Below are 25205 nucleotides of genomic sequence, written 5' to 3'. Positions count from 1 at the left end.
TCGGGCAAGCGCGTGGCTGAGGCTACTTCGGATAGCCAGGGTCAGGTGCGTGTGGATCATCTGGGCTTTGGTGAGTACACGGTGCGTGAAGTGTCTGCTCCTCAAGGCTATGAGAAGACCGACTGGAATAAGCAGTTCACGATTGATCAGCAGGCTCAGGTTGTGGATGCGGGCGAGGTTGTGAATAAGAAGATTCCAACCACACCACAGTCGAAGAAGTTGTCTGCTACGGGTGCGGATATCACCATGGTAGTAGCGCTCGTGGTGGTTCTTACTGGTCTAGCTCTTGTAGCGTTCACCATCAAGAAAACACACTAACAACCACTAAAACGCAGCGGGGTGAAGAATCAAACTTCACCCCGCTGTTCCTTTGAAAGGAAACGTTACAAAGTCATTGTGCGTTCTTTTGCAGGATAAGGCACGACGGTAATGCGGTCATTTATATACTCGGCGAGGAATACTTCGCGGAAGTCAGGAACCCCTTGCTCGTGGAGCTGGTCGAGCAGCCAGTCTTCGCTTTTACCGGTCAGTTCGAGAACATCATAATTAATGTTGCCGCTCGAAATAAGTGGGAACTTCGGGTTTTTCGCGGTACAATCCAAAATGGTTAACGTGCCGTTCGTTTCCATCAGTGCTATCTTTACGTCGCGCGTAGAAATAATTCCTTCGCTGCGCAAACGAAGCATTAACTGGTCACCGCTCAAACCGGCGCGCACGCAGTTCTCAACGTTCACTTCTCCGTTCTTAATCAGCAGAAGCGGACGGCCAATAACGAGGGTCTTAAAATACTTGTTATTGGTCAGCAGCTTAACGAGCAGAACAACGAGCGACCAAATAAGCAGAACAATAATAAAGGTAATAATCGGAATCGAATCGTTGTAAATAATACCGCCAATAATGCCGCCGAGCACATAGTTTTGGATCTGGTTAAGCGGGGTATTAACGGAAAACTCGTATTTGCCCAAAATATTAATCTGCAGAATCATCACCACAATACCGATGGCAAATTTCAAGGCAATCAAAGTGTAAGAATCAATCATCGAAGCTCCTTAAAACTAATCGATATACACGTGGTGATCGATAACGTGCGTGCGTTCCAACGTGTAGGTATTGTTGTCGTCGCCTAAATGAACTGTGTAATCTTCCTCATTAAAGCGCACAATCATGCCATCTTTTAGGGTTGTAGAGTTGACGACAATATCTTTAACCGGTACATTGTGGTCGATGGAAATACTGGTAAAGAACTTGCTGAGCATTTGCGCCTGCGATACATCGCGATAACTTTGCATATAATCTTGCACATTAATACCGAGCAAAATGGTAAACAGCACAACTAAACCAATACTCAAGTCGCGCAAACGCGTTTTCATCTTATTGTGCAGGTAGCGCAACGAGGTGAAAAGCAAAGCAACGAAGAGCGCGATAAGAATAACGAGTCGAAGCGTTACATTTGCAGACTGATGTTGCGTAATATAGGCAAGCGTGTAAAAATGCACGGCAATCTCCCTCTGAGCCTAGGCCTGAGCCCTCATATGTGCGACCTCTTATAGTGTAATGGCGGTCTTATACGTGCGAAAAACCAAGGCATAGCGTATAGTAAGAAAGTTGGGTAGATTGGCGTGCATAAGAAGTGAGCGCGCACAGTAAGGGGAATAGGGGTGATGGCTATGATGCGAGTTTTTAGCACAATTAATGGAAAAACCGAGCAAATAGCTAACCCCGAACGTGGTTCATGGGTGAATCTGAGCAAACCAACAGATTCTGAATTGGCTGAGATTTCCGAGAAGTGCAAAATTGATTTAGCTGATTTACGAGCACCTTTGGATGATGAGGAGCGCTCGCGTGTGGATGTAGAAGATGGCTACACCATGGTCATCGTAGATATTCCAACGGTGGAGGAGCGAGGCGGTAAGGATTGGTACGAAACCATTCCTTTGGCAATTATTGTTACCGACGAACTGATTGTTACCGTCTGTATGGAAGATTCGCTTTTGTTGCAGCCTTTTATGGATGGCGCTATCCGCGGTTTTAATACTTTTATGCGTTCGCGCTTTATTCTGCAGATTCTATACCGTAACGCGTCCATGTACTTGCGTTATCTGCGTATTATCGACCGCGAAAGCGATAAGCTCGAAATGCGCTTGCAGCATTCGACGGCGAACCGCGAAATTCTTATGCTTATGGAGCTGTCGAAATCCTTGGTATACTTCACGACTTCGTTGAAATCTAATGAAGTGGTGCTCGAAAAGCTCACCAGTTTGCAGCGTTTCCGCTATTACGAGGACGATGCCGATCTGCTTGAGGACGTCATTACGGAAAACAAGCAGGCTATTGAGATGGCTAGCATTTATCAGTCCGTTTTGCAGGGCATGACCGATGCTTTCGGCACAATCGTGTCGAATAACGTGAATAACGTAATGAAGATTTACACGATTATTTCTTTGGTTATGTCTATTCCAACCATGATTTTCTCGATGTACGGCATGAACTTTACGAATATTCCGCTGAGCGGTCATCCATTCGGCTTCTGGATTATGACAGTGCTCTCTATGGCATTGGCAGGTATTGCTGGTTGGGTGTTTACTCGGTCTAATCGTTTCAAGTAAAGCGTGCCGCGCCGAACTAGAACGCACAAAAGTAAAGCGGGCAAACGCAGCTATCCGTACTGTCTGTTAATCAGTAGGGTAGTATCTCAGCTGTTTCTAAAGTAATCGCGAAAACTGCATAGGAAACTATCGAGGAACTATCGCGAAAACAGTAAAAAGAAACTGCAGAGATCTTTATCACGAAGTGAAACAATCTGTCTGCACGTTCGCGCTAAAGTCCACGTTTGCCTCGATAATTTGATTAGTTTTGCTTAAAAAACGGCTTAGAACTTATAGAACGTATACAGCGGATATAAGCATGATATAAGCATTAAAGCACTCTGAAAGCGAGTTAATGAATGGAAGAGTTCACTACGTCTGAATCTGCATGGCGCTATAACGCTGCTCTTGCTCAAAAAATTGAAGAGCATTGGCAGGAAAAGTGGGAGAAAGAAGGCACCTTCTGGGCTGCTAATGTCTCCGGTGATTTAACTGATGGCGAAGGTCAGCTTGCCGGTGACCGCAAGCCATTCTTTGTTATGGATATGTTCCCATACCCATCAGGGCGCGGATTGCACGTGGGTCATCCTTTGGGATACATTGCCACAGATGTGGTGTCTCGCTACCATCGCATGAAGGGCGAAAATGTTCTGCACGCTTTGGGCTATGACGCTTTCGGTCTGCCTGCTGAGCAGTTTGCTGTGCAGACAGGTCAGCATCCTCGCATTACTACTGAGGAAAATATTGCTAATATGCGTCGTCAGCTGCATCGTATGGGTTTGGGCTTAGATAATCGTCGTTCTTTCGCTACGATTGAGCCTGAGTATGTGCACTGGACGCAGTGGATTTTCACTCGCATTTTCAACTCTTGGTATAACGAGGATTACCAGCGCGCTGATGGTGGAGTGGGTAGTGCTCGACCTATTTCTGAGCTCATTGATGCTTTCCGCTCGGGCGACAAGCAGATTCCTGGTTTCGAAGGTCACGCTTGGGACGATTTGGAGCCAAAGCAGCAAGACGATGTGCTCAACGAGTTCCGTTTGGCTTATATTTCTAAGTCTCCTGTGAACTGGTGCCCAGGTTTGGGAACTGTTCTTGCTAATGAAGAGGTTACTGCTGAAGGTAAGTCTGAGCGCGGTAATTTCCCCGTTTTTCAGCGTGAGCTTTCTCAGTGGTCCATGCGCATTACTGCCTACGGTCATCGCTTGATTGAAGACCTCGATGGCATTGATTGGCCAGATAAAGTTAAGGCTATGCAGCGCAATTGGATTGGTGAATCTCATGGTGCTGCTGTGCATTTTGAAGTACCAACTGCTGACGGTGCTCAGGATATGGAAGTATATACCACGCGTGCCGATACTTTGTTCGGTACAACTTTTGCTGTTGTAGCAGTTGATCATCCGCTCCTCGAGTATGTTCCTGCTGATTGGGAGAGTGATGTTCCTCAGGCTTGGCGCGGCGGTTATGAATCTTTGAGTCAGGCTGTGCGCGAATACCGTCGTGCAGCGATGGCCAAGACCGCGATGGATCGCGTAGCAGATAACGGTGCGAAAACCGGTTACTTCTCTGGTTTGTACGCAACGAACCCTATTACTGGTGCGAAGATTCCTGTTTTCGTGTCTGATTATGTGTTGATGAGCTATGGTACCGGCGCGATTATGGCTGTTCCTGGCGGAGATCAGCGCGATTTTGATTTCGCTACGGCTTTTGGTCTGCCAGTTATTTACACCGTTAAACCAGAAGAGGGTAGCGGCGAGAGCTTGGCTGCTGATTATGAGGGTAAGCAGGCTTATACCTCGCATGATGGTCGCGTGATTAATTCGCACGTAGAGAGCACTCATATTGGTGGCGTAGAACTTAACTTAAACGGTATGCGCGTTGACGATGCAACTGCTGCCGCTACCGCTTGGCTCGAAGAGCAGGGCGTGGGTAAGGGCACTGTGTCCTATCGTTTGCGCGACTGGCTCTTTAGCCGTCAGCGTTACTGGGGAGAGCCATTCCCAATTGTGTACGATAAGAACGGTGTTGCTCATACTGTTCCAGACAGTATGTTGCCAATCAACTTGCCTGATGTCCCTGATTATTCTCCTCGCACGTACGATCCTATGGATAGCGATACAGATCCAGAAGCACCGCTGAGCCGTAACGAGAACTGGGTGAACGTTACTCTCGATTTGGGTGACGGTCCTCAGGAATATCGCCGCGATACTAATACCATGCCTCAGTGGGCAGGTTCTTGCTGGTACTACATGCGCTACACCGATCCAAACAACGGTGATGCCATGGTATCTCCAGAAGAGTTCAACTACTGGTTGGGTGCTGGGCACAATGCAACAACGGGTGCATCCGGCGGCGTGGACTTGTATGTGGGCGGTGTGGAGCATGCTGTTTTGCACTTGCTGTACTCGCGTTTCTGGCACAAGGTGCTCTATGATTTGGGTGTGGTTAGCGCTCCAGAACCATTCCACAAGCTGTTTAACCAGGGATATATTCAGGCATATGCGTATACAGATGAGCGCGGCCAGTATGTTCCAGCAGCAGAAGTTGAAGAAGTTGTGGGCGACGGCGGCGAGACTGAATACCTGTATAAGGGTCAGACTGTTAACCGTGAATTCGGCAAGATGGGTAAGAGCCTCAAGAATATTATTACTCCAGACGATATGTACGACGAGTATGGTGCAGACACCTTCCGCCTGTACGAAATGAGCATGGGTCCTTTGGACGAGTCGCGTCCATGGAATGTGCGCAATGTCGTTGGCTCTCAGCGTTTCTTGCAGCGTTTGTGGCGTAACGTTATTGACGAAAACACTGGCGAAGTGATTGTGAGCGATGAGCAGCTTGATGAGAAGACTGCTAAATTGCTGAATAACACCATTGTGGACGTTACTGAGGAAATGGAAAATATGCGTCCAAACACCACCATTTCCAAGCTCATTGTGTTGAATAATCATTTGACAAGTTTCTATCGCGTGCCACGTGCAGCTATTGAGCCTTTGATTTTGATGCTTTCGCCTATTGCTCCTCATATTTGTGAAGAGCTGTGGAGCAAGCTCGGTCATGAGAAGTCTTTGTCTCGCGCGGACTGGCCAGTGGCAGATGAGCGCTTTGTTGGACAAGATACAGTGACTGCTGTTGTGCAGATTAAGGGTAAGGTTCGCGGCAAGCTTGAAGTGAGCCCAGATATTTCTGCTGAAGATTTGGAAGCTCAAGCATTAGCTTTGCCAGCAATCGTGGAACGCTTAGGAGGGGTTGCTCCTCGCAAGGTGATTGTGAAGGCACCACGTATTGTGTCTATTGTTCCTGGTGAATAAGAGCTTTTAACGCGCGTACAAGTACTCGCTGTGTTGAACTGTAATCGGTTTGACGCAGCGAGTTTTTTGTGTGGTTTTAGGCGACTTCGCGTGTGGTGACACGGTGTGTGTGGTGTGCCATGCGTAAAACTTGACCTTAAACATGCGGATTATCTTGATCCGTGTGTTGTAGTTTATGATGTGTTGAACGTGTCTTGTCTTACACTGGTAGGAACTCTCAAAAGTGGCGTAATACGTGGTGTAGTTTAAGGCGCGTCGAACGTGCCCTCGCTTACAACGTGTTTTAGTGGCATTATTCGCCGTTCTCATGGAATGAGGTAAGACGCGTCCAACACGTCCTCGTTCACACCCCACTAGAGCCTTCAAGTCAGACCGGGCAAAAGACATACAGGCTTACGCGATTTTAGTGGGGCTTTGGCTTGGCTCAGGTCTTGAGTGATTCGTGAAACATGACTTGCCCTAGCAGTCCACGATTCACGCACGAGCGGAAGCTGAAATCACTCTTAACGGTGGACGTGAGCATTGTTAGCGCTCCATGCTCACAACCTCCACGCACCTACAACCCATAAACCTACACACTCCCGCTAAATTCCGATGAACCGACAAAGATTTTACGCTCTCGCCGGCGTGTCAGGGTGTGTTATTCACATTGGTTCACAATTACGCAGAGATTTTTAAAACTGCTCTAGCCTGACGCAAGCTAGAAGGGTGAAGACTCAACGAGATCCCCAGATTTTTACTACGCAACTTAATGATATGCGGACGGTTAGTGCTCGAGACCGTTCCTTTAGCCCGTTATGGTTATCTCGCACAGAACGTCATCGTCCAGCACATAAGGGTGATGCTAACCAGAAGGAGTCCAACAATCATGCAGATATAATGCGCCATCTTCCCAGCGCTCTACCCACATTTCTTGGATCTCCCACTTGGTCCATTCTGACCATTCTTATTCTTATTTTTGCCCTGAGTATTAGCTTGACTTTGCTGTGTATTCAAAGTTCTGCAATGATGCGCTTACAAACCGCTCAATCGGAAACTTACAATTATAGTCAAGATTATAAGCAAACAGCTAAGTCAGAGGGTAAGGAACAAGAGCAGAGCGTTCAGCAACCAGCCGAGCAATCAGCCGAACAGCAATCACAGCAACAGTCATCCGAACAACCAGCTGAGCAGCAAACACAAGCCGCGCCTGATCCGCGCATAAATATCAATACGGCTAGTGTCGATCAACTTCAAAATATACCGGGCGTAGGCCCAGTAACCGCACAAAAAATCCTCGATTATCGTTCCTCGCATGGTTCTTTCGCCAGTGTTGATGATCTTATGGAGGTATCGGGAATTGGCGCAAAAACTCTCGAGAAAATGAGAAGCCATGTGCGCGTCCAATAAACATGATTTTCGTCTTCTCCTTCCCGCTGTGTGCATGTGGGCAGTAACCGCCATTATGGTGAAGAGTCCGTATTCTGCTGACTTGGAGAGGTTTCTTATTCTTGTTGTTGCAGCAATTGTTGGTCTTGCTCTTGTGTGCGCAGTTTTGCTGTTAAGAGTAGCGGGGCGAGCGCGGCTAAGGGTATGGCTGATGCCGTATCTATGCGTGTGTATTGCCGCGAGTATGTGTGCGCTTATTAATTCGACGGTGTATGTGCGCATGGTCGCGAATGATGCTGTGAACCCAACATCTGTGCGTGCTGCTCAAACAGTCAGTGCTCATGTGCATATTACATCGCCTCCAATTCATAGTTCCTTACGCGGTTTTTCCTGTTCAGTTCAAGCCCGCTTGCAGGCCGTGCGCCTACGCGGTGTGTGGCAGAGGAGTTCTGTGCGCGTTAGTCTTCTGGCGCGCAATAGCCGAGATTGCTCGGTGCAAACATCAGCACAATACTTTGTTCATGGAACGGTGGGGGCGTCCAATATTGGTCGCACCCCGTGGAATCTTCGTGTTCAGGAAAATTGTTCATCATGCGTGCGTTTGCTCAGACCAGCGTCAGCCTTACATGCAGCCGTTTCTCACGTGCAGCAGCGTTTTCTTTCTCAAACCTCTCATCTAGGTGGCACAGCTTCACTTCTTGTTCCCGGCGTAACGTTAGGAGTGATGGGTCATGATGCTTTTCTTTCATCTGTGGCCTCTAATGATTATGAGTCCAATAACCATTCTCAGAAAAAGCAAGCAGATAAACTGAAAGATTCTTTTCGTACTGCCGGTATTATGCATGTTTTAGCTGTGTCCGGAGGTCATTTCGCTCTTGCTGCCAGCACGGTTACATGGCTGTGCACGCGATTGTGCATTAACCGACGCATACGTGCTCTGCTTCTGATTGCAGCAAACGCAGGCTTATATCTGGTTATGTATCCTTCAGATTCTGTGCTCAGGGCTAGTATTATGATGCTCTTTTCCTCGCTTTACGTTTTTCTGGGACGCAAGGCATATGCGAGTTGCGCGTTATGTTGGACGATTATACTGTGTGTATTATTCAATCCTGAAGTGGCTGCAAGTATCGGTTTTGCGCTTTCATGCGCTGCTGTGACAGGAATTCTCACATGGTCACGATGGGGCGAAAAACTGATGACTCATCTCTTACCTAGTTGGCTAGCAGCACCAATGGCTTTAACCGTGAGCGCACAACTGGCTACATTACCGTTATCGTATATTCTCAGCGATGAAGTGCCTATGTATGCGATGGTGAGCAATCTTCTTGTGAGCGTTCCTATGGATATTGCTACGGTATTCGGATTAATCAGTCTGGCTCTCAGCTGGCTGTGGCCTCAAGCAGGGTACGTGTGCGCTTGGTTATCTGGATGTGCTACAGCTGTGATGGTGCGTGTAAGCGATATTATTATTCGTCTGCCGTATGCTTCAGTTTCTGTGCCGGTTAGCGTTATGGTTACGATTTATATAGCGGGAAGCGTAGCTATTGGTTCTAGCATATGGGGATGGCGTTGGTGGCAGAATCGTTATCGCTTTGAGAGAGAATATAGAGTGCCGTTTAAACAGCGTATGCGTGAGAGATGGCAGGAATTTATTCGCATTTCTGTTCTTACTCAGCACAATAATACGCACAGTTGTCCACGCTGGAAAGGACATTAGACGTATGGCAAAAAGTGCGGTATATGTGGTCAATGGGGGAGACGAGTATCTGAATTCGTTAACCTTGCGCAGGCTTTTGCATGATATAAGCGCTGAACTTCCTCATATGGAACGCATCGAGATGGATGCCGCTCATACAGACGCTTACGGTTTTATGGAAGCAGTCAGTCCTTCTTTGCTCTCTGACGGAGCTATTGTACGTGTCGATAATCTCGAAAACAGTACCGATGATTTCCTTAAAATACTCGAAAAATATACAGGAGATCATAAACAGCGTTCTATCGGTGATTCGGTCGTTATCTGCCGTAAAAATGCTGGACAAAAAGGCAGCGGAATAGTTAACCGTCTCAAAAAAGCGGGAGCAGAAATTATTGACATCCCGCAGCTCAAAAAAGAAAAAGATTACCGCTCTTTTATTACTGGTGAATGCGAACGTTACGGTCGTTACATGACTGCCGACGCTATGACGTTATTATCTGGCGTTCTTGCTGGTAAAACGGGCGAAATTGCAGCCATGTGTAAACAGTTATGCATGGATTTTGATGAAAACCCGATAACTGTAACAAGCGTTTCGCAGTATATGGTGAATAATCCGCAAGTCAGCGGTTTTGAAGTGTCGGATAAAGCGATGGCAGGCAATCTTGCTGGAGCTATTGTCGATATGAGAAATAGCGTTGCCCAAGGTATGGCTCCGATAGCAATTATTGGCGTACTCGCTTCTCATCTACGTTCTATTGCCAAAGTTGCAGCAGTGGAATCAGGTCAAATAAGCCAAGCTGAAGCGGGGCTGACGAATACATGGCTATATAACAAAGCTAAACGCAATTTGCGCGGTTGGAACTCAGCAGGTTTAGCGTGTGCTATTCAAATGTGCGCATGGGCGGATGAACAATGCAAAAGCTCAGGAGGCGATCCTGTCTATGCGCTTGAAAAAACTTTAGAATGTATAACAACACATGGCACAGCGATTGTAGAGGGAATGAATTCGTGAGCGAGCAGATAATTGTGCATGCAGCGACCGCAGACGATATGCGTGGGCTTGGCGAAAATATTGCACGTCATTTACAAGGCGGCGAAGTTATTGTTCTATCTGGGCCCTTAGGAGCGGGCAAAACCACGCTCAGTCAAGGTATTGGGCGAGGTTTATCGATTACTGAGCCAGTTGTATCGCCTACTTTTACTATTGCGCGAGAATTACGCGGAACTTTTAGCAATGGTCAGAGCGCACACCTTGTGCATGTAGACGCTTACCGTTTGCCGGGGTCAGATAATGATGATGCGCTCAGTGATCCGCAACATGCTGCTTCTGCTGCGGTTAACCGTCTTCTTGACGAGTTAGAGTCTCTTGGCCTCGACGAGATTTTAGAAGAGCCAGACGATAATACAGTGATTCTTATGGAATGGGGGTCAATGATGGCCTCTGTTCTAGCGCCTGAGCGTTTAGAAATTCTTATCGACAGAAGCGTGGAAAGAAGTGCTGCGGGTAGTGGTGTACAAAGAGACACTGAACTTACCAGCGAGGGTACGCGCACTATTACGCTTAATGCGGTCGGAGCAATATGGCAGTCACGTCTTGAGGTTATTGCATCAATGATGAAAGCTGAAGACGTTGCAGAAAGTAGCGCAAACCATGGTGCGGAATACGTTGCAGAAAGTAGCGCGGAACGTACTGTAGATTATAAAGCGGAGGATTATAAAGCGGAGGGCGAGGAAGAATAATGACCTATATTAGTGTGAATCACATGGCTCAAGCTCTTCATTTAGCTTTCGACGTGGATATTATTGCAAGCCTGTATGATAAGCCAACTTTAGTTATTGATACATCGTTCGGATCAACCGTCGGCGTAGTAGGTCATGCGCCATTATACGAAGCTGATTCGCGCTCGCATGTTGAGTTATTACAACCACATATCGCATCTGTGGTTGAGGAAGCTGGTCTGAAACCTGCAGATATTCAGCGAGTGGTTGTGGGCACTGGTCCTGCGCCTTTTACTGGTTTACGTGCTGGTATTGTGGCTGCCCGCGCTTTTGCTCTGGCAACAGGCGCGCAGCTTGTGGGAATGAATGTTCTGGAAGCGCAGAGCACATGGAATCGTTTAGAAATTGCTAATATGGGTCAGTATTATACGGACTCTGCTTATCCTAATTCTGCTTATCCCAATTCGACTGCTGCACAGACCTATCATTTTACTTTGGCAGTGAATGATGCTCGTCGCAAACAACTGTATTACGCTTTGTACGGTCAGGGTGGTGAAGAGATACTTGCAATGAATATTGCTTCTGCCACAGATATTGCGCAGGGTGTGCGTGAGGTTTTGGGAAAATTCGGATTTGTTCAGGGGGATAGCGCTAGGAGTGTTGATACTGCTGGGGCTGACGGCTTTGGAGCTGATAGTGCAAGCGGTCTCAGTGGTGGTGCTAGTAGTGTGGCTGGGGCTGGCGGTTCTTATGTGGTCGATATTATTGGTCACGGTGCAACGCGCTACGAGAGCGCTTGGGCAGATTTACCTGTGGGCGAAGTGCGGGAAGAGTCAGTTCTTCATGACGCGGGAGCTGCAGGACTGGCTATTTTCGCGTCCTGTGCATTAATGCGCGAATTCCAAGGTAAAGATGTGTCCACAGATCCTTTGTACTTGCGTCGTCCGGATGTTACTATTCCAGCGCCGAATAAGCATATACTAGGTCAAACCTCGATTTCTTTGCGCGTAGGAGGTCAGGTAGAAAATCATGCACAAACTCAAAATCCAGAAAAACAGAATGTAAAGACCCAAGTTGGAGGTCAAGTAGGAGATAGCGGTGAACGCAAGGGTTAAGCAGGTGGGCATCGCTGAGTTTGCGGATGTGAGTTTTGAACAGCTTGATTTAGCTGCTCTAGACTCTACTGATATTGCGCGCATCGCACAGCTAGAAACGCAACTTTTCGGGCGAGGAGCATGGAGCGCGGATGCCGTTAGTCAGGAATTAGAAGCGCCTGCACGCTCGTATTGGGTGGCACGTTTTGATGACGATTATACGATTATTGCCTACGCAGGTTTCTGGTTCGACGGTCAAGATGCGCAAATTATGACTATTGGCGTAGATGAACAATATCAAGGTCGCCATATTGCTTCACACCTTATGCACATGATGAAAGAGGAAGCAGCACGGTTGGGGGCCGACCGCATGTTACTCGAAGTAGCAACAGATAATGAGATTGCTTTGTCAGTTTATCGTTCTGCTGGCTTTGAGCAGTTAGGATTGCGTAAGCGCTATTATCAGCCTGAAAATAAAGATGCATATACGATGTCTTATACAATTGCGCCGGAACGTGTGTATTCTGTTGGTTTTAGTGTGCCTGCGAATGCGCGCAGTGGGGGAGATAGCGATTTGCAGGGCGCTCATGAAACTGGAAATCATAGCGCTACTAATCAAAGCTTCGTGGGGCAAAATGCTGGAAATCAAAGCACTATAAACCGAATCGCTATAAACCGAAGTGCTATAAACCGAAGCGCCGCGCATAATGAGAACGTTGAAAATATTAAGAACGTTGAGAACGAGTTGAGGAAGTAGAGAGCACAACATGAGTGAACCGCTTATTTTAGGTATTGAATCTACCTGCGATGAGACTGCTGCGGCAGTTGTTCGTGGTAAAACTCTGGTATCGAATGTGGTGGCTTCATCTATGGATGAGCATGCACGCTATGGTGGCGTTATTCCAGAAATCGCATCGCGTGCGCATACAGAGTCTTTTGTTCCTGTTGTTTCTCAAGCTTTGGCAGATGCGAATATTGAGTTGAGCGATGTAGACGCTATCGCGGTATCTGCCGGTCCAGGGTTGGCAGGGTGCTTGGCAGTGGGCGTTTCGGGAGCAAAATCTTTGGCATGGGCTGCCGGTAAGCCTTTGTATGGAATTAACCATGTGATTGGTCATGTGGCAGTGACTCAGTTGCAGTTTGGAGATATCCCCGAGAATACTTTGGCTTTGATTGTGTCGGGCGGTCACACATCGATTTTGCATGTGAATAATATTGCCACTGATGTGAGCGTTATCGGAACTACTTTAGATGATGCAGCAGGAGAGTGCTTTGATAAAGTAGCACGATTATTAGGATTCCCTTATCCAGGTGGCCCGCATATAGACCGTCATGCCCAGGCAGGCAATCCGAAAGCTTTACGAGTACCCCAGGGACTTACGCAGGGTAAAGCGGCTGCCGCGCATCCTTATGATTTCAGTTTTTCTGGCGTGAAAACAGCTGTAGCCCGCTGGATTGAATCGCAGGTTGACCAAGGAAACGGCATTAATGTGGACGATGTATGCGCGGCATTAGCAGATTCTGTGGCTTCTGTTTTAGCGAATAAGACTATGAAGGCGGCTCGCGGATTAGATTCTTCTACCGTGATTGTTGGTGGCGGTTTTAGCGCCAATTCTCAACTGCGTGCTGCTCTTGTTGATGCGGGGAAGAGATATGGTGTGAATGTGCGCATTCCAGAAATTAGGCTATGCACGGATAATGGGGCGATGGTGGCGATGTTGGGCTCCAATTTGGTGAGTGCAGGAGTAAAGCCATCGAGTGCAGATTTTTCCATTGACTCTTCAATGAGTTTGAACACTATTTGTATGCAGTAAGCCTTTTCTAGCGGTTGCTCTCGTGTAGAGCAGCCGCTCTGTATATCCGCACGTTCGGGGCTTATAGGATATTTTGTGTTGGTTTTGTTAGTGGGTGTGGTGCCATGGTTGTGCGTAATGAGAGGCTTTTTCAAACAGTGTGTTGATTTGCTCGTTAGTGATTGTTTGTGCCAGTTTTTGTGCTGGGCTTCCTGGTGATTCTTGGTGTGGGTAGCACTACCATGATACGGTTTTTACGCGATGGTTTATGGGTATGCCACGATGGTCGCGCAAAAGAGTTCTCAGGTCGTGTGTTGATTCCTTTTTCGATCTGGTTTGTTGTCGCGGGGATGGGCTTGTCAGCTACGTGTAGTGAGGGGGTAAGAAAAGTAAACAGGCTGCCTTGTTTGATCAGTTTGTTCGGTATGTTTCTTGCCTTGATCAGGCGTTGATGGGTGGGCACGATTTTACCGTGGGATAAAAGGGTTTTCTGTGTCAAGAACTGTTGGTAGCGTCTGTTCCACGCATTGAGTTTGACCATCTATTCAACGGCTTGATCACAAGTGCTGATTGTTAAGAGTTGCTTAGCTAAATCGTACAGATTAACTCCTGCTTGGGTTCGTGGCTGTGTCGTTGTTTTGTGTTTGACTTGGCAAAACTCATGGAAAGTGCAGCGTTGTACCCTGCTTGTGGGTCAATGTGTTTTAATGCGCGGGCAAGACCTGAACTATCATCGCGTACCACGGCATCAGCAGGAGCGACACGAGATAACAGTGCTCTCTATGATTGTGTGTTCTCGTTTCTTGCTACGTACCAGCCTAGGACATCACACGTTGGTACACGCGATCAAAGCGACCAGATTACGTGATAGGTAAATCCCATCAACGAATGCCATGTGATGGACTTGGTTGACTAGATTAGACACGGGTCATAAATGTCAAAACTGAGCAAACCTACGCCGCGCGTTACGACCATGACCGGGCAAATCCGTATACCGTAACCGGCTCGTGATAAAACGTAAGAATTCGTTAAAGTAACGAGCACGAATATCGTTAGACCAGATCTGACTAGCACCACAATGGGCACGGCGATAACGCTGGCGTCCGTTACTGGTAGTGTCCCATTTTTGTGTGTTTGACAAATTTTGCATCCAGGATTACCTATCCTCTCATTCAGCACCAGTTCAGCAACGACTTACACGCGTCAGCACACCAAAAATCCCAATAAAACCAACACGAAATGTCCTATAAGCCACGCTCGGTACGTTCAGTGTGCGCGTAAACAAAAAACCTCCACCAAAGTGGAGGCTTTATCTGTGCGCCGAACAGGATTCGAACCTGCAACCTTCTGATCCGTAGTCAGATGCTCTAATCCGTTGGGCTATCGGCGCAGTGCTAGAAGCTCAGTGCTTCAAGCAACTCGTATATAATAACCACTCCTTGCTAAGGTGTGCAAGTCGGCGTGTCGCATCTGTCTGGAGCGATGTTGTCGTTGTGTTGTCGCTACGTTGTCGTGACGCTCTCTTTGTGCTGTCATTATTGGCGCATACAGTGAAATCTGCTCGAAAATCCAGTGTTTCTACGGTAAAATAGGACAGTTCACTGATGGTAGATAGGATTTTCATGACAGCACAGCCGCGTAAGCATCGCCAACCTCGACCAAGTAGCGCCTCGCGACGTCAAAAACAATCAGTTTTTCTCGTAAATATTAAACGTATTGCAGCTTCTGATCGTGTTTCTGGCATGATTATGTTGGCTGCAGCACTGCTTGGTTTTATCTGTGCTAATCTCACGTTTACCTACCCAGTCTTCGAATCTGTGCGTGAAACTGTTATTTCCATCCCGTTTTTGCATCTGCATTTAACTGTTGATCAATGGGCTCAAGATGGTTTGCTGACTATCTTCTTTCTTGTTGTTGGATTAGATTTAAAAAGAGAGCTGACTACGGGCTCGCTTTCAGATATGAAGGCGGCTGCTGTTCCCATGATTTCTGCTGTAGGAGGCATGATAGCGCCTGCTCTTATTTTTGTGAGTACGGTTGCTCTTGCAGCCGGTATTCATGGTGGAGTAGAAAGTGTTGCGAACGGTCAAGTTTTTTCCTTGGCACAGGTGGCTAAAGGATGGGCTGTGCCAACTGCTACAGATATTGCTTTTTCTCTGGCGGTTCTGTCTCTGTTCGCTAAAGCCATTCCTGGCGCATTGCGTGCTTTTCTTATGACGCTTGCAACAGTTGATGATCTGTTAGGCATTATTATTATTGCCATTTTCTTCTCAGAATTGCATCGAGGCTGGTGGGCGTTTGGAATTATTGGCGGAGCTGCTTTGTGGGCCTGGTCTATTCGCCGGCGCAACGTACCGTGGATTCTTGTTGCTTTGGCTGGTTTCTTTATGTGGTACAGCATGCATGAATTAGGAATTCACCCGACATTATCTGGTGTGCTAGCAGGACTTCTTACGCCTGCACGCCCTGTTTTTGCAGAGCATGATGCACGTGCAAGTCGTTATTTACATAAAATCGAACCGCTGTCCGCTCTTTTGGCGTTACCGATTTTTGCTTTCTTTGCCACTGGTGTGCATTTCGATGAGTTAAGTCTTAAACTTTTCACCTCGCCTTTGGTTGTAGGCGTTATTGCAGCTTTGGTTATTGGTAAACCGCTAGGAATTTTGCTCTTTTCATGGATTTCTACGCATCTTCTGCGTTTTAGATTACCGGCAGGTTTGAAAGTGCGCGATCTTCTTCCAGTTGCTACAGCCTGCGGCATTGGTTTTACTGTCGCTTTCCTTATGGCTTCCTTAGCTTATGTGCAGCCTGAGTTAAGTAACGAAGCGCGCTTTGGTGTTCTGATTGGTTCGATCCTGTCCGCGGCTATAGCAGCAGTATTATTGAAGCGGCAATCTGATGCGTTTGCTCGTCGTGCAACCGACGGAGAAGGTAGATAAATGCGTTTTACTTCAGAATTCGATACTGATGTTGAAAAAATGACTGCAGACCAAGTGATGTCTGCACGGGATATTCAACGTTTGGAATTTATTCGCGAAGAGTTTCGCCAAGGTTTTGAACTGCTGTCTGATTTAGGTCCTGCGGTATGCGTTTTTGGATCAGCTCGCATTAAGCCTGATTCTTCTGAATACGAAGACGGACGTGCTCTTGGTTCGCTTCTAGCAAGCAAAGGATATGCGGTTATTACCGGCGGCGGCCCGGGAGCTATGGAGGCTGCTAATAGAGGCGCATATGAGGCTGGAGGAACCTCTATAGGTATTGGCATCGAATTGCCTCATGAACAGGGGATTAATCCTTACGTTAATGTTGGTATGCAATGCCATTACTTTTTCACGCGAAAAACCATGTTTATGCGTTATTCAGACGGTTTGATCGTGTTACCTGGGGGAATGGGTACGCTTGATGAACTTTTTGAAGCCTTGACTTTAGTGCAGACGCATAAAACAGCAGGTCGTGCTATTGTGCTGTTTGGTTCTCAATATTGGTCAGGTTTAATTGATTGGTTACGACATACGGTTGCTTCGTCTGGCAAGATTAGAACTGAAGATATAGATCAGCTGGTTATTACAGATGACATTGATTATGCTGTGCGTGTAGCAACACGAGAAGATGAGAAAAAATAAGGCTGTACGCCTGAGCGTACAGCCTGTACATGTTTTATTGATGAACTATAGCCATGAGAACGCCAGTAGCGATTGATAGGAGAGCTGTAGTGTACATCTCATCGTGCATCAGCTCGTCAATAACGCTTCGCAAAACAACAGCTTTATCGTGACGGTCAGCTGGGTTTGGAACTCCGCCCTCAGACTTTTCATCAGTCAAAGCCATAACATCGGTAAGAATAAGCATGCCGCCATCACGCAATAAGCGTGCAACTTCATCACGCGCTACTGCATAATTCTCAGCCTCTGACGACACAACAATCATATCGTAATCGTGGGCGTTGAGTCGATGTAAGAAAGTTTTAACGTCTGTGCTCACACAACGCATGCGTGTATGAGGTGAACGCAGAGAATCAAAAATAGAACGCGTGCGTTGAGCATCGTCAGCAGATGGTGTAACAACAGTGAGCTGACTGGCTTCACCTAAACCATGCGTTAATACTGGAATTTCAATACCGCTATCTAATCCAATAATCAACACATTGCGTGCCTGTATAAGCTGAGCTTGCATACCAATAAAAGCCGCAAGAGAACTCGATACTACGGTGCTTTTATGTGCTATTTGAGCACGCACAGACTGGATGTCTGCTGTATCGGCAGACATGCTAGTTTCTTCAATGAATTGCCATGCTTGCGCAATATGAGAATATGTTGAGCTGTTCATATGCACATTGTATCTTTAAGCTATGAGTTCGCACAGTTTAGAAACGCCCACACAGTCAGAACCAAGTTTTTCGCAGCGCGTCTACGCTGTTGTGTGCCAAATCCCACGAGGCAAAGTAGCAACCTATGGTCAAATCGCGCGTCTTATAGGCTCTCCTCGCAGTGCTCGCTATGTTGGATACGCTTTGCATGGCAATCCTCAGCCAGGAGTTATTCCATGTCATCGTGTTGTTTTCAAATCTGGAGCATTAGCTTCAGGTTTTGCTTTCGGTGGTCCAGATGAGCAGCGTCTACTGCTGGAAGATGAAGACGTAGTATGCACACTCAAGGATGGCGAATTTATGGTGGACTTAGAGAAGTATCAGTGGTATGACTAGACGTTTTATAGGGATCATGTGCTGGGTGGCATACATCGCTCATATCGGTAGCAGAGACTAATACAGACGCCTTATGATCAGCAATAAGGCGATTGCAACCAGAATTATATGGTTCATGAATATTGCCTGGAGCAGCAAGAACATCACGATTCATAGTTGCTGCCCACGTAGCCGTATTCAAAGCTCCAGAGCGGTGTTGCGCTTGAGCAACAATAAGAGTGGATCCTAAAGCTGCAATCAGACGATTCCTTTCTAAAAAACGGTATGGTTCAGGAACAACATCAGGAGCTAGTTCGCTAATAATAGCTCCCTCGCTCTGTAGTATGCGTTCAAACAGAGTAGTATTACGTGTAGGTCCCATATGATGCAGACCTCCAGCCATAATCGCAACAGTTCTGCCTGGCTCATCTAAAATATCGCTTGCTGCTAAAGCTCCCCAATGAGCTGCAGCATCAGCTCCAAGAGCACCGCCAGACACAACCATATGCCCATGCATCGCTGCGTATTTTCCCGCATGGAAGGCTACATAACGACCATAAGCATCCACAGAACGTGAACCTACAATACTTATCGGTGCATCGCAGGAACATAAAGCATCAATACTTCCCAAACCCCACAAGCATAGAGGAGCTTCAGAATCGGTACGAGTGGAAATATGATTGAGCTGTCTTGGCCAATATGGACTCGAAGCATCAATAATCCAATATTTATAGTTACACGTCATAGCATTGGCTAAAGAAGATAAACTCATACGAGCATACGGAGCTAAAGCATGTAACCACGATAATAAGCGTTGCCGTAGTTGGGGTGCTAAATCACTTGTATGCGGTTCTTGAGCCAAACACTGCAACAAATCTGAATAATCAGGCAACGTAAACCCAGTACTGTAACTAATACTCATCTCTTGGAGTCGTTGTATAAGAGCAATGCTATTACCTCCACGATAATGTTTCGCTAAATATGCAGACAGAGAATCCACACCATTACACGCGAAACTGAGCACCGCAAGAGCAACAGCTTCATCAATTGGCTTGTACATATCATCCTCCTGAACAATATAAGGTATGAGCATTTGCAATATCTGCATCATCTGGTTGAGCTTTGCCCTGAACATCGGTAAGAGTCCACGCTACACGCAGTATTTTGTGGGCTCCGCGTATAGACAGAGTTTCGGCTTCAAGCTCTGCATTCAAAGACGCAATGGCAGACGATGAGGTATGCTCCATTAGCCACGTTCCAGGAGCTTGAGCATTTACAGACCAACCTAAACCCCGATATCGTGCAGCACTGCGTTCACGCGCCAGACGCACATTTTCTCTCATATGTTCAGAATCCCAATGTTGATGATCGCCAGATAAAGGACTATACATATCTGTGGGAGCAGAACTTGAAGACAAAGCATGCACAGAGCGTACATTAATTTTCATATCAAGCCTGTCACGTAAAGCACTAGAAATCCGATGACGATACCTGCGTAGTTCAGCAGATGAACATATGCACTCACCATGAGGTGACCATAAGCGACCACATGGGCAAGGATTCTGTGCCAGAATAAGTTGAAAACGTGCAGGATAGTTGACGTGACCACGCACGCGAGCCACTGTAACATGTCCACTTTCTAGGGGAGTACGTAACGCCTGCATCACCGCACGTTCACACTCAGGTGCTTCATCAATAAAAAGCACACCATGATGAGCCTGAGTCATAGCACCCGGCACAATCGTATTCCCAGCCAATCCACCTACTAACGACTTGAGCGTAGCATTGTGGTGCACACTCACAAACGGGGGAGTGTGGCTTAAAGGGAAATGTACAGGCTTACCTTGAGCGGAACGAATACATGCCAATTCCAACGTATCCTCATCGTCAAGATCAGGAAGAATAGAAGGAAGACGTGACGCAAGCATTGTTTTACCCACACCAGGAGGACCTTGCATCAACACATGATGCCCACCTGCAGCAGCAATCTGCAGAGCATATTTAGCATCTTCATGCCCAATCACATCACTAAAATCGTTGGTCTTGTCCTCGCAGCTAGTGTGAACGAAATCATCAGAATCATTATCGATCTGCTGAAAAAGAGTCGGAGCTGCCGCCGGCGGTGGTGAGCCAATCAACGTAACAGGAGCCCCTAAAATCTTCAACGTTTCGTGAATACTCGACACGCCGATAACATCAATACCTGTAACAGTCTGAGCTTCATGATCGTTAGCCTGAGGAAGAATCACGCGAGACATTCCCATCGCGCGAGCATGGAGCACAATCGGTAAAGCCCCCACAATGGGCAGAACAGAACCATCCAGACCCAATTCACCCACGATAACTGTGTCCTCCAGAATGGATGAGCTAATGCAGTGCATAGCGCTAAAAATGCATATGGCAATACTCAAATCAAAACTCGAACCATGTTTCCTCAAAGATGACGGAGACAAATTCAGTGTAATTCTCGTTTGCGGCCACCGAAAATTCGTTGTCTTACATGCAGATTTCACGCGCTCGCGTGCCTGAGTGAGCACAGCATCGGGCAAACCAACAATTGTGAACTGTGGTAATCCTTGAGAAATAAAACCCTGCACAGTAACGGTATCTGTGTGCATGCCGGTTAAAGCTACAGTGTAAACACGTCCGATATTCATTACAAAATCCTCCTTACATGCGTGAGACTTCGCACGCGGAAATTGCATACAATCATGCCAATAGCATCAAAACGTATAATTTGAGGTGTTTTCGTATGATGTTGAGCAAGCCATGCAACAGCCGCTTTACGCATATGCCAACATTTCGTTGGAGTAATAGCTTCTAATGGATCTCCAAACGCGTCATCGCGTCTCGTCTTAACTTCGAGAAAAACTAAAATAGGAGTTGAACTGTTTTTATCTGCAGGAGCCAAAGCAATAATATCTATTTCTCCAAAACGGCACCTCCAGTTTCTATCAAGAATGCTCCACCCCATATTTTGCAAATATTGGCATGAATAATCTTCACCAAAACGGCCTAAATCCTGAGCATGCGTGCGCGTCATTGCAGACGTTGCTAATTGTGTTTGTGTAGTCATATATCCAGTTCAGCACAGATTGGTAGTAAATCACGAAGAAAAATGAACATGTGAACCAATGTGAATAACACACTGTGCATAACTGGGCAAGATGTGAATAACTAGACGTTATAATATCCGCAGCGCTTAGAAAAAGGGAGCCTCCTATAAAACTACCTATAAAACTACCTATAAAACCCCGATAAAACCACTAATAAAGCTTCCTCAAAGAACCTCATATAAAACCGCACGAAAAGCCTGCTACATCTAAGCCTATAAAAGCCAAGCAAGCACAGAAATATGCGAAACGCTCACCGAGCATTAAACCCGATGAGCGTTTTAATGAGCGTTTTGGAGAGCTTTTACAGATATCTCGTTACAGAGAGCCTTTGCAATGTATTTGCTTAACAGCTGTCCGTTTATCGTGCCCCTGCTTGGGCATTTGCAAGCCTTTCCAACGTACCTGCTTTACGGCAGTCCGCTTAGCACAGTACCCGCTACAGCATGCCCTTTTACAGAGAGCTTTTACATCCGTCTGTTTTATCGTTTGCTTGCTTTACAGCGCTGCTGACCTAAGCCGAACCAAGACGTACCAGCCCGTAAAATCAGCCCAGCGCACAAAACCAGCCCGTGCACGAAATCCTGTTAACCAAAACTCTCTTACTTCACTCTTACTCAACTAAGCCAGTCAACTCTCCGAGCACAAGCTCAAAGCTCACGCCTCGTTCCTCAAAGTGAGGCTGGTTGCGTGTAGAAGCCATTGCCTTGCGCACAAACTCGCCTGCAATACGAGCAGCTTCATCTAAAGGTTTGCCGGCGAGCACAGCACCGCTAAGAGCGGATGCGAAAGTATCGCCCGTACCGTGAATCATATATGGCAACTTCTCGTGGACAAGCTCAATCTTTCCAGCAGAACGTGTGTTTTCATTAGCCACGTAATTGCGCAAGTTTCCATCTTCGTGGTCGATGCCCTTAAGAACAACATTATGAGCGCCCAAATCAAGCAAAGCATCAATAATGGTATTAACCTGATCGTCAGAAATATTCTGACCAGGATACTCGCTGTCAGTCAAAATAGATGCTTCCGTTAGGTTAGGCATCAAAATATCTGCTCCCACAGCTAAACGCTTCGTTGCCTCGCACAGCTCCTGAGTGTAGGTAGGATACATATGTCCGCCGTCGCCCATAACTGGGTCAACTAAACGCAAAGCATGAGGATATTCCTTGTATAAGCGTTCTACAAGATCAACCTGTTCAGGCGAACCCAAGAAACCGGAATAAACGGCATCTAAGTCAACGTTTTCTTCTTTCCAAGCGTCAAGATACTCAGACAAAATAGACGTCGTGTCATGGAAAGTGTAGGTTTTATACAAAGTATGTGCTGAGAATAGAGCGGTTGGCACAGGACATACATCGCAACCTGCAGCAGACAAAATAGGGATGGCTGCTGTCAGAGAGCATTTGCCGTACCCACACATATCATGAACAGCTGCTACGCGAGGAATATATACCGGATTTCGCTGGTAAAGTACGTTTTCGTTTGTCATAAAACTTCACACCTTCATATGAATGTATCGAGGCTTGCAGTGACGCTCACTTTCATGCATTTCATAGTTATATTTCATGCTCAGCGAACTTCGCTACAACACACACTAGCGCAGTAAGTAAACTTTTTCCAGGTGGTTTTACACGCTGAAACCGTGTTTTTTCAACGCCTGATAAAAGGCTATAAGCAAACGTGATAATAAAAAGTGCGTGTTTTCTTCAAAACAGTCGTACATTGGTGTCCATCAGCTTTTCACTGACACTTTGAAACTGACACTTTGAAAGGACACATCATGACTGATACCAACTACCGTTTCGAAACCCTCCAGCTGCACGTAGGACAGGAAGAAGCTGATCCAGCAAGCGACGCTCGTGCTGTACCGATTTATCAGACCACTTCTTATGTTTTCCATAACTTTGATCATGCAGAGGCTCGTTTTGGTTTGGCTGATCCAGGTAATATTTATGGACGTTTGACTAACTCAACACAGGACGTTTTTGAAAAGCGTATTGCTTCCTTAGAGGGCGGCACGGCTGCTTTGGCTGTATCTTCTGGCGCTTCCGCTGTTTTCTATGCTGTGCGTAATATTACTGAGGATGGCGATCATATTGTTGCTGCTAATACAATTTATGGCGGTACATACAATTTGCTTGCTCATACACTTCCACGTGATGGCGTAAACACCACTTTCGTTGATCCTTCTGACCCTAAGAATTTCGAGGATGCCATTCAGGAGAATACGAAGCTGTTCTTCTTTGAGACTTTTGGTAACCCAAACTCTGATTTGGTTGATTTTGAAGCTATTTCTGAGATTGCTCATCGTCATAACATTCCAGTTATTGTTGATAATACTTTCGCAACTCCATACTTGTTCCGTCCATTTGAGCATGGCGCAGACATCGTTGTGCATTCCGCAACGAAGTTTATTGGCGGACACGGCACAACTTTGGGTGGTGTGATTGTTGAAGGTGGCAACTTTGATTGGGCTGCAGTTCCTGGAAAGTTCCCAACTTTGACTACTCCAGATAACAGCTACCACGGTTTGAACTTCTATGAAGCTTTGGGCGGAGCTGCTTTCGTTACTCGTGTCCGTGCAATTTTGTTGCGCGATACCGGTGCAGCAATTTCTCCATTCAATGCATGGATTTTGTTGCAGGGCACAGAAACCTTGTCTTTGCGTGTGGAACGCCACGTAGAGAACGCTTTGAAGGTTGTGGAATATTTGCGCAACGTTCCAGAAGTTGAGTCTGTAAGCCATCCAAGTATTGAAGACCGTGCTGATCATGAGCTCTACACCAAGTATTTCCCTAATGGAGCAGGTTCCATCTTTACCTTCGATATTAAGGGCGGTAAGGATGCAGCTCGCGTCTTTATTGACAATTTGAAGCTGTTCAGCTTGCTGGCGAATGTTGCAGATGTTAAGAGCTTGGTTGTGCACCCAGCTTCTACCACACATTCTCAGGAGACCGAAGAAGAACTCGCATCTCAGGGCATTACTCAGTCCACCATTCGTCTGTCTATTGGTACCGAACATATCGATGATATTTTGGCTGACCTTCAGGCTGGTTTTGACGCAGTACGTGCTGCAGGCGTAGCGCAGTAAAGTAACCAGATAATCTAAGGATTTCTAAACAACGTTGCTTTGCGCATTGCGTAATGTTCCCCTTTATCGAACAAGCATATTGTTACGGTGAAGGGGAATTTTTCTGTTTCTTGGAGTTTGACGTGAACCCTGTTTAGTGGACAGTTATTCTTCTTTATGACACGCGTCATAAAGAAGAATGCTGCAATATCGAGCAGGAAACACTGTAACGATGTATAACTGATGTGGTCGCAGAATTGACGCTTGAGATTCTATTGAATATTGTGAATGAATCCTTGTACTCACATGTGTTATTCAAAAAACAAGTAAACTAACACAAACTCTACGGACACATAAAATGGTGTATAACCTCGTTTTCTGTTGTATCGTTCGTAGCTGTGCTTAGCGGTGAAAGATACAGCACACGAAGCGAAATAAATCACTTCATAAATTCTTGCTTGGATTACATGCGAGTTGTCGTGTTATATGTGGTGTTTGAGCAAATTGAATAACTAACCAAGGGGGCGTGTCAGGTTTTTTGTGTATGTGGTTTTGTTGGATCTGGCTCGCAGACACAGGTGTTGATTATGTAACTGAGCGTAAGTGACACTGATATTCGGCAAGTCATACCTGTGGGCTGGTACTTGATGAGTGAGGTTCTTCTGTGGGGTATGCGAATTCGTATGCTCCCAAACATGACGTGTTCAACGTAGCCTGATTGGGAGCAGCGTGCTGCAAGAGAAAGACGAAGGGTTATGGTGTGCACAGTATATCG

General features: G+C 46.5%; 20 protein-coding genes, 1 tRNA gene and 1 pseudogene. 14 read left to right on the top strand and 8 right to left on the bottom strand.

Annotated features, from left to right (window positions below; all coding sequences use genetic code 11):
- The coding region (locus tag G464_RS10125; protein ID WP_026472662.1) for a prealbumin-like fold domain-containing protein at window positions 1–318 on the top strand (318 nt) is incomplete at its 5' end.
- A gap of 65 nt (window positions 319–383) precedes the next feature.
- Here G464_RS10125 and G464_RS0106180 read toward each other — a convergent pair.
- Together G464_RS0106180 and G464_RS0106175 are read right to left on the bottom strand one after the other, a co-directional pair.
- Window positions 384–1040 (bottom strand): DUF421 domain-containing protein, encoded by a 657-nt coding sequence (locus tag G464_RS0106180; protein WP_022857157.1) that lies wholly within the window; start codon window positions 1038–1040, stop codon window positions 384–386.
- A 15-nt stretch (window positions 1041–1055) separates the two neighbouring features.
- Entirely contained in the window at window positions 1056–1496 is a 441-nt protein-coding gene (locus G464_RS0106175) for a DUF3290 domain-containing protein (RefSeq protein WP_021618048.1), read from the bottom strand.
- A 171-nt stretch (window positions 1497–1667) separates the two neighbouring features.
- On the opposite strand from G464_RS0106175, the gene G464_RS0106170 reads away from it, so the two are divergent.
- The 9 genes and pseudogenes from G464_RS0106170 (at window position 1668) to tsaD (ending at window position 13587) form a co-directional block, all read left to right on the top strand.
- Window positions 1668–2606: a magnesium transporter CorA family protein gene (locus G464_RS0106170; RefSeq protein WP_026472660.1), complete on the top strand. Its 939-nt coding sequence runs from the start codon at window positions 1668–1670 to the stop codon at window positions 2604–2606.
- Window positions 2607–2944: 338 nt separating this feature from the next.
- Window positions 2945–5896, top strand: a complete 2952-nt coding sequence (gene leuS / locus G464_RS0106165; RefSeq protein ID WP_022857156.1) for a leucine--tRNA ligase — start codon at window positions 2945–2947, stop codon at window positions 5894–5896.
- Window positions 5897–6652: 756 nt separating this feature from the next.
- Complete coding sequence (locus tag G464_RS09185; protein ID WP_080651171.1) at window positions 6653–7285, top strand: ComEA family DNA-binding protein; 633 nt, start codon at window positions 6653–6655, stop codon at window positions 7283–7285.
- Window positions 7269–8981: a ComEC/Rec2 family competence protein gene (locus G464_RS0106155; protein WP_022857154.1), complete on the top strand. Its 1713-nt coding sequence runs from the start codon at window positions 7269–7271 to the stop codon at window positions 8979–8981. The genes G464_RS09185 and G464_RS0106155 overlap by 17 nt, the downstream gene beginning before the upstream one ends.
- Window positions 8982–8985: 4 nt before the next feature.
- The gene (gene holA / locus G464_RS09180; protein WP_022857153.1) at window positions 8986–9972 is read left to right on the top strand and encodes a DNA polymerase III subunit delta; all 987 of its coding nucleotides are present in this window, start codon (window positions 8986–8988) and stop codon (window positions 9970–9972) included.
- A pseudogene (gene tsaE, locus G464_RS09175) lies at window positions 9924–10544 on the top strand (tRNA (adenosine(37)-N6)-threonylcarbamoyltransferase complex ATPase subunit type 1 TsaE); the annotation flags it as partial. The gene holA and the pseudogene tsaE, both read left to right, overlap by 49 nt.
- A gap of 155 nt (window positions 10545–10699) precedes the next feature.
- Window positions 10700–11794: a tRNA (adenosine(37)-N6)-threonylcarbamoyltransferase complex dimerization subunit type 1 TsaB gene (gene tsaB, locus G464_RS09170; RefSeq protein ID WP_022857151.1), complete on the top strand. Its 1095-nt coding sequence runs from the start codon at window positions 10700–10702 to the stop codon at window positions 11792–11794.
- Window positions 11778–12530 (top strand): ribosomal protein S18-alanine N-acetyltransferase, encoded by a 753-nt coding sequence (rimI, locus tag G464_RS09165; protein WP_022857150.1) that lies wholly within the window; start codon window positions 11778–11780, stop codon window positions 12528–12530. Before tsaB ends, rimI begins: the two co-directional genes overlap by 17 nt.
- A 10-nt stretch (window positions 12531–12540) precedes the next feature.
- Complete coding sequence (gene tsaD / locus G464_RS0106130) at window positions 12541–13587, top strand: tRNA (adenosine(37)-N6)-threonylcarbamoyltransferase complex transferase subunit TsaD (protein ID WP_022857149.1); 1047 nt, start codon at window positions 12541–12543, stop codon at window positions 13585–13587.
- A 1295-nt stretch (window positions 13588–14882) separates the two neighbouring features.
- Here the strand turns inward: tsaD and G464_RS0106125 are convergent.
- Window positions 14883–14956 (bottom strand) — tRNA-Arg (locus tag G464_RS0106125).
- A 232-nt stretch (window positions 14957–15188) separates the two neighbouring features.
- Between G464_RS0106125 and nhaA the strand changes: the two genes are divergently transcribed.
- Window positions 15189–16505 carry a Na+/H+ antiporter NhaA gene (gene nhaA, locus G464_RS0106120; protein WP_022857148.1) on the top strand — a complete coding sequence of 439 codons (1317 nt, stop codon included), beginning with the start codon at window positions 15189–15191 and terminating at the stop codon, window positions 16503–16505.
- Between the two features lie 39 nt (window positions 16506–16544).
- A complete protein-coding gene (locus tag G464_RS09160) occupies window positions 16545–17189 on the top strand; it encodes an LOG family protein (protein WP_239659943.1) in 645 nt (214 codons plus the stop codon).
- A 34-nt stretch (window positions 17190–17223) separates the two neighbouring features.
- On the opposite strand, the gene G464_RS0106110 is transcribed toward G464_RS09160, so the two are convergent.
- Window positions 17224–17892: an O-methyltransferase gene (locus tag G464_RS0106110; protein WP_021618063.1), complete on the bottom strand. Its 669-nt coding sequence runs from the start codon at window positions 17890–17892 to the stop codon at window positions 17224–17226.
- A 22-nt stretch (window positions 17893–17914) separates the two neighbouring features.
- Between G464_RS0106110 and G464_RS0106105 the strand changes: the two genes are divergently transcribed.
- On the top strand, window positions 17915–18268 hold the full coding sequence (locus G464_RS0106105; RefSeq protein ID WP_022857145.1) for an MGMT family protein: 354 nt from the start codon (window positions 17915–17917) through the stop codon (window positions 18266–18268).
- On the opposite strand, the gene G464_RS09155 is transcribed toward G464_RS0106105, so the two are convergent.
- The 4 genes from G464_RS09155 to G464_RS0106085 all read right to left on the bottom strand — a co-directional run bounded on the left by G464_RS09155 (window position 18231) and on the right by G464_RS0106085 (window position 22849).
- On the bottom strand, window positions 18231–19307 hold the full coding sequence (locus tag G464_RS09155; RefSeq protein WP_022857144.1) for a DNA-processing protein DprA: 1077 nt from the start codon (window positions 19305–19307) through the stop codon (window positions 18231–18233). The two genes, G464_RS0106105 and G464_RS09155, sit on opposite strands and share 38 nt — an antisense overlap.
- A gap of 1 nt (window position 19308) precedes the next feature.
- On the bottom strand, window positions 19309–20904 hold the full coding sequence (locus G464_RS0106095; protein ID WP_022857143.1) for a YifB family Mg chelatase-like AAA ATPase: 1596 nt from the start codon (window positions 20902–20904) through the stop codon (window positions 19309–19311).
- Window positions 20904–21323 carry a YraN family protein gene (locus tag G464_RS0106090; protein WP_021618066.1) on the bottom strand — a complete coding sequence of 140 codons (420 nt, stop codon included), beginning with the start codon at window positions 21321–21323 and terminating at the stop codon, window positions 20904–20906. The genes G464_RS0106095 and G464_RS0106090 overlap by 1 nt, the downstream gene beginning before the upstream one ends.
- Window positions 21324–21973: 650 nt before the next feature.
- On the bottom strand, window positions 21974–22849 hold the full coding sequence (locus tag G464_RS0106085; protein ID WP_022857142.1) for a pyridoxamine kinase: 876 nt from the start codon (window positions 22847–22849) through the stop codon (window positions 21974–21976).
- Window positions 22850–23140: 291 nt separating this feature from the next.
- Here G464_RS0106085 and G464_RS0106080 point away from each other — a divergent pair, with 291 nt between their 5' ends.
- Window positions 23141–24451, top strand: a complete 1311-nt coding sequence (locus G464_RS0106080) for an O-acetylhomoserine aminocarboxypropyltransferase/cysteine synthase family protein (RefSeq protein ID WP_022857141.1) — start codon at window positions 23141–23143, stop codon at window positions 24449–24451.
- Window positions 24452–25205 lie beyond the last annotated feature (754 nt).

Origin of the sequence: Alloscardovia omnicolens DSM 21503 (genome assembly GCF_000420505.1) — a bacterium.
Taxonomy (GTDB): domain Bacteria; phylum Actinomycetota; class Actinomycetes; order Actinomycetales; family Bifidobacteriaceae; genus Alloscardovia; species Alloscardovia omnicolens.
This window is presented reverse-complemented; position numbering and strand designations above follow the sequence as displayed.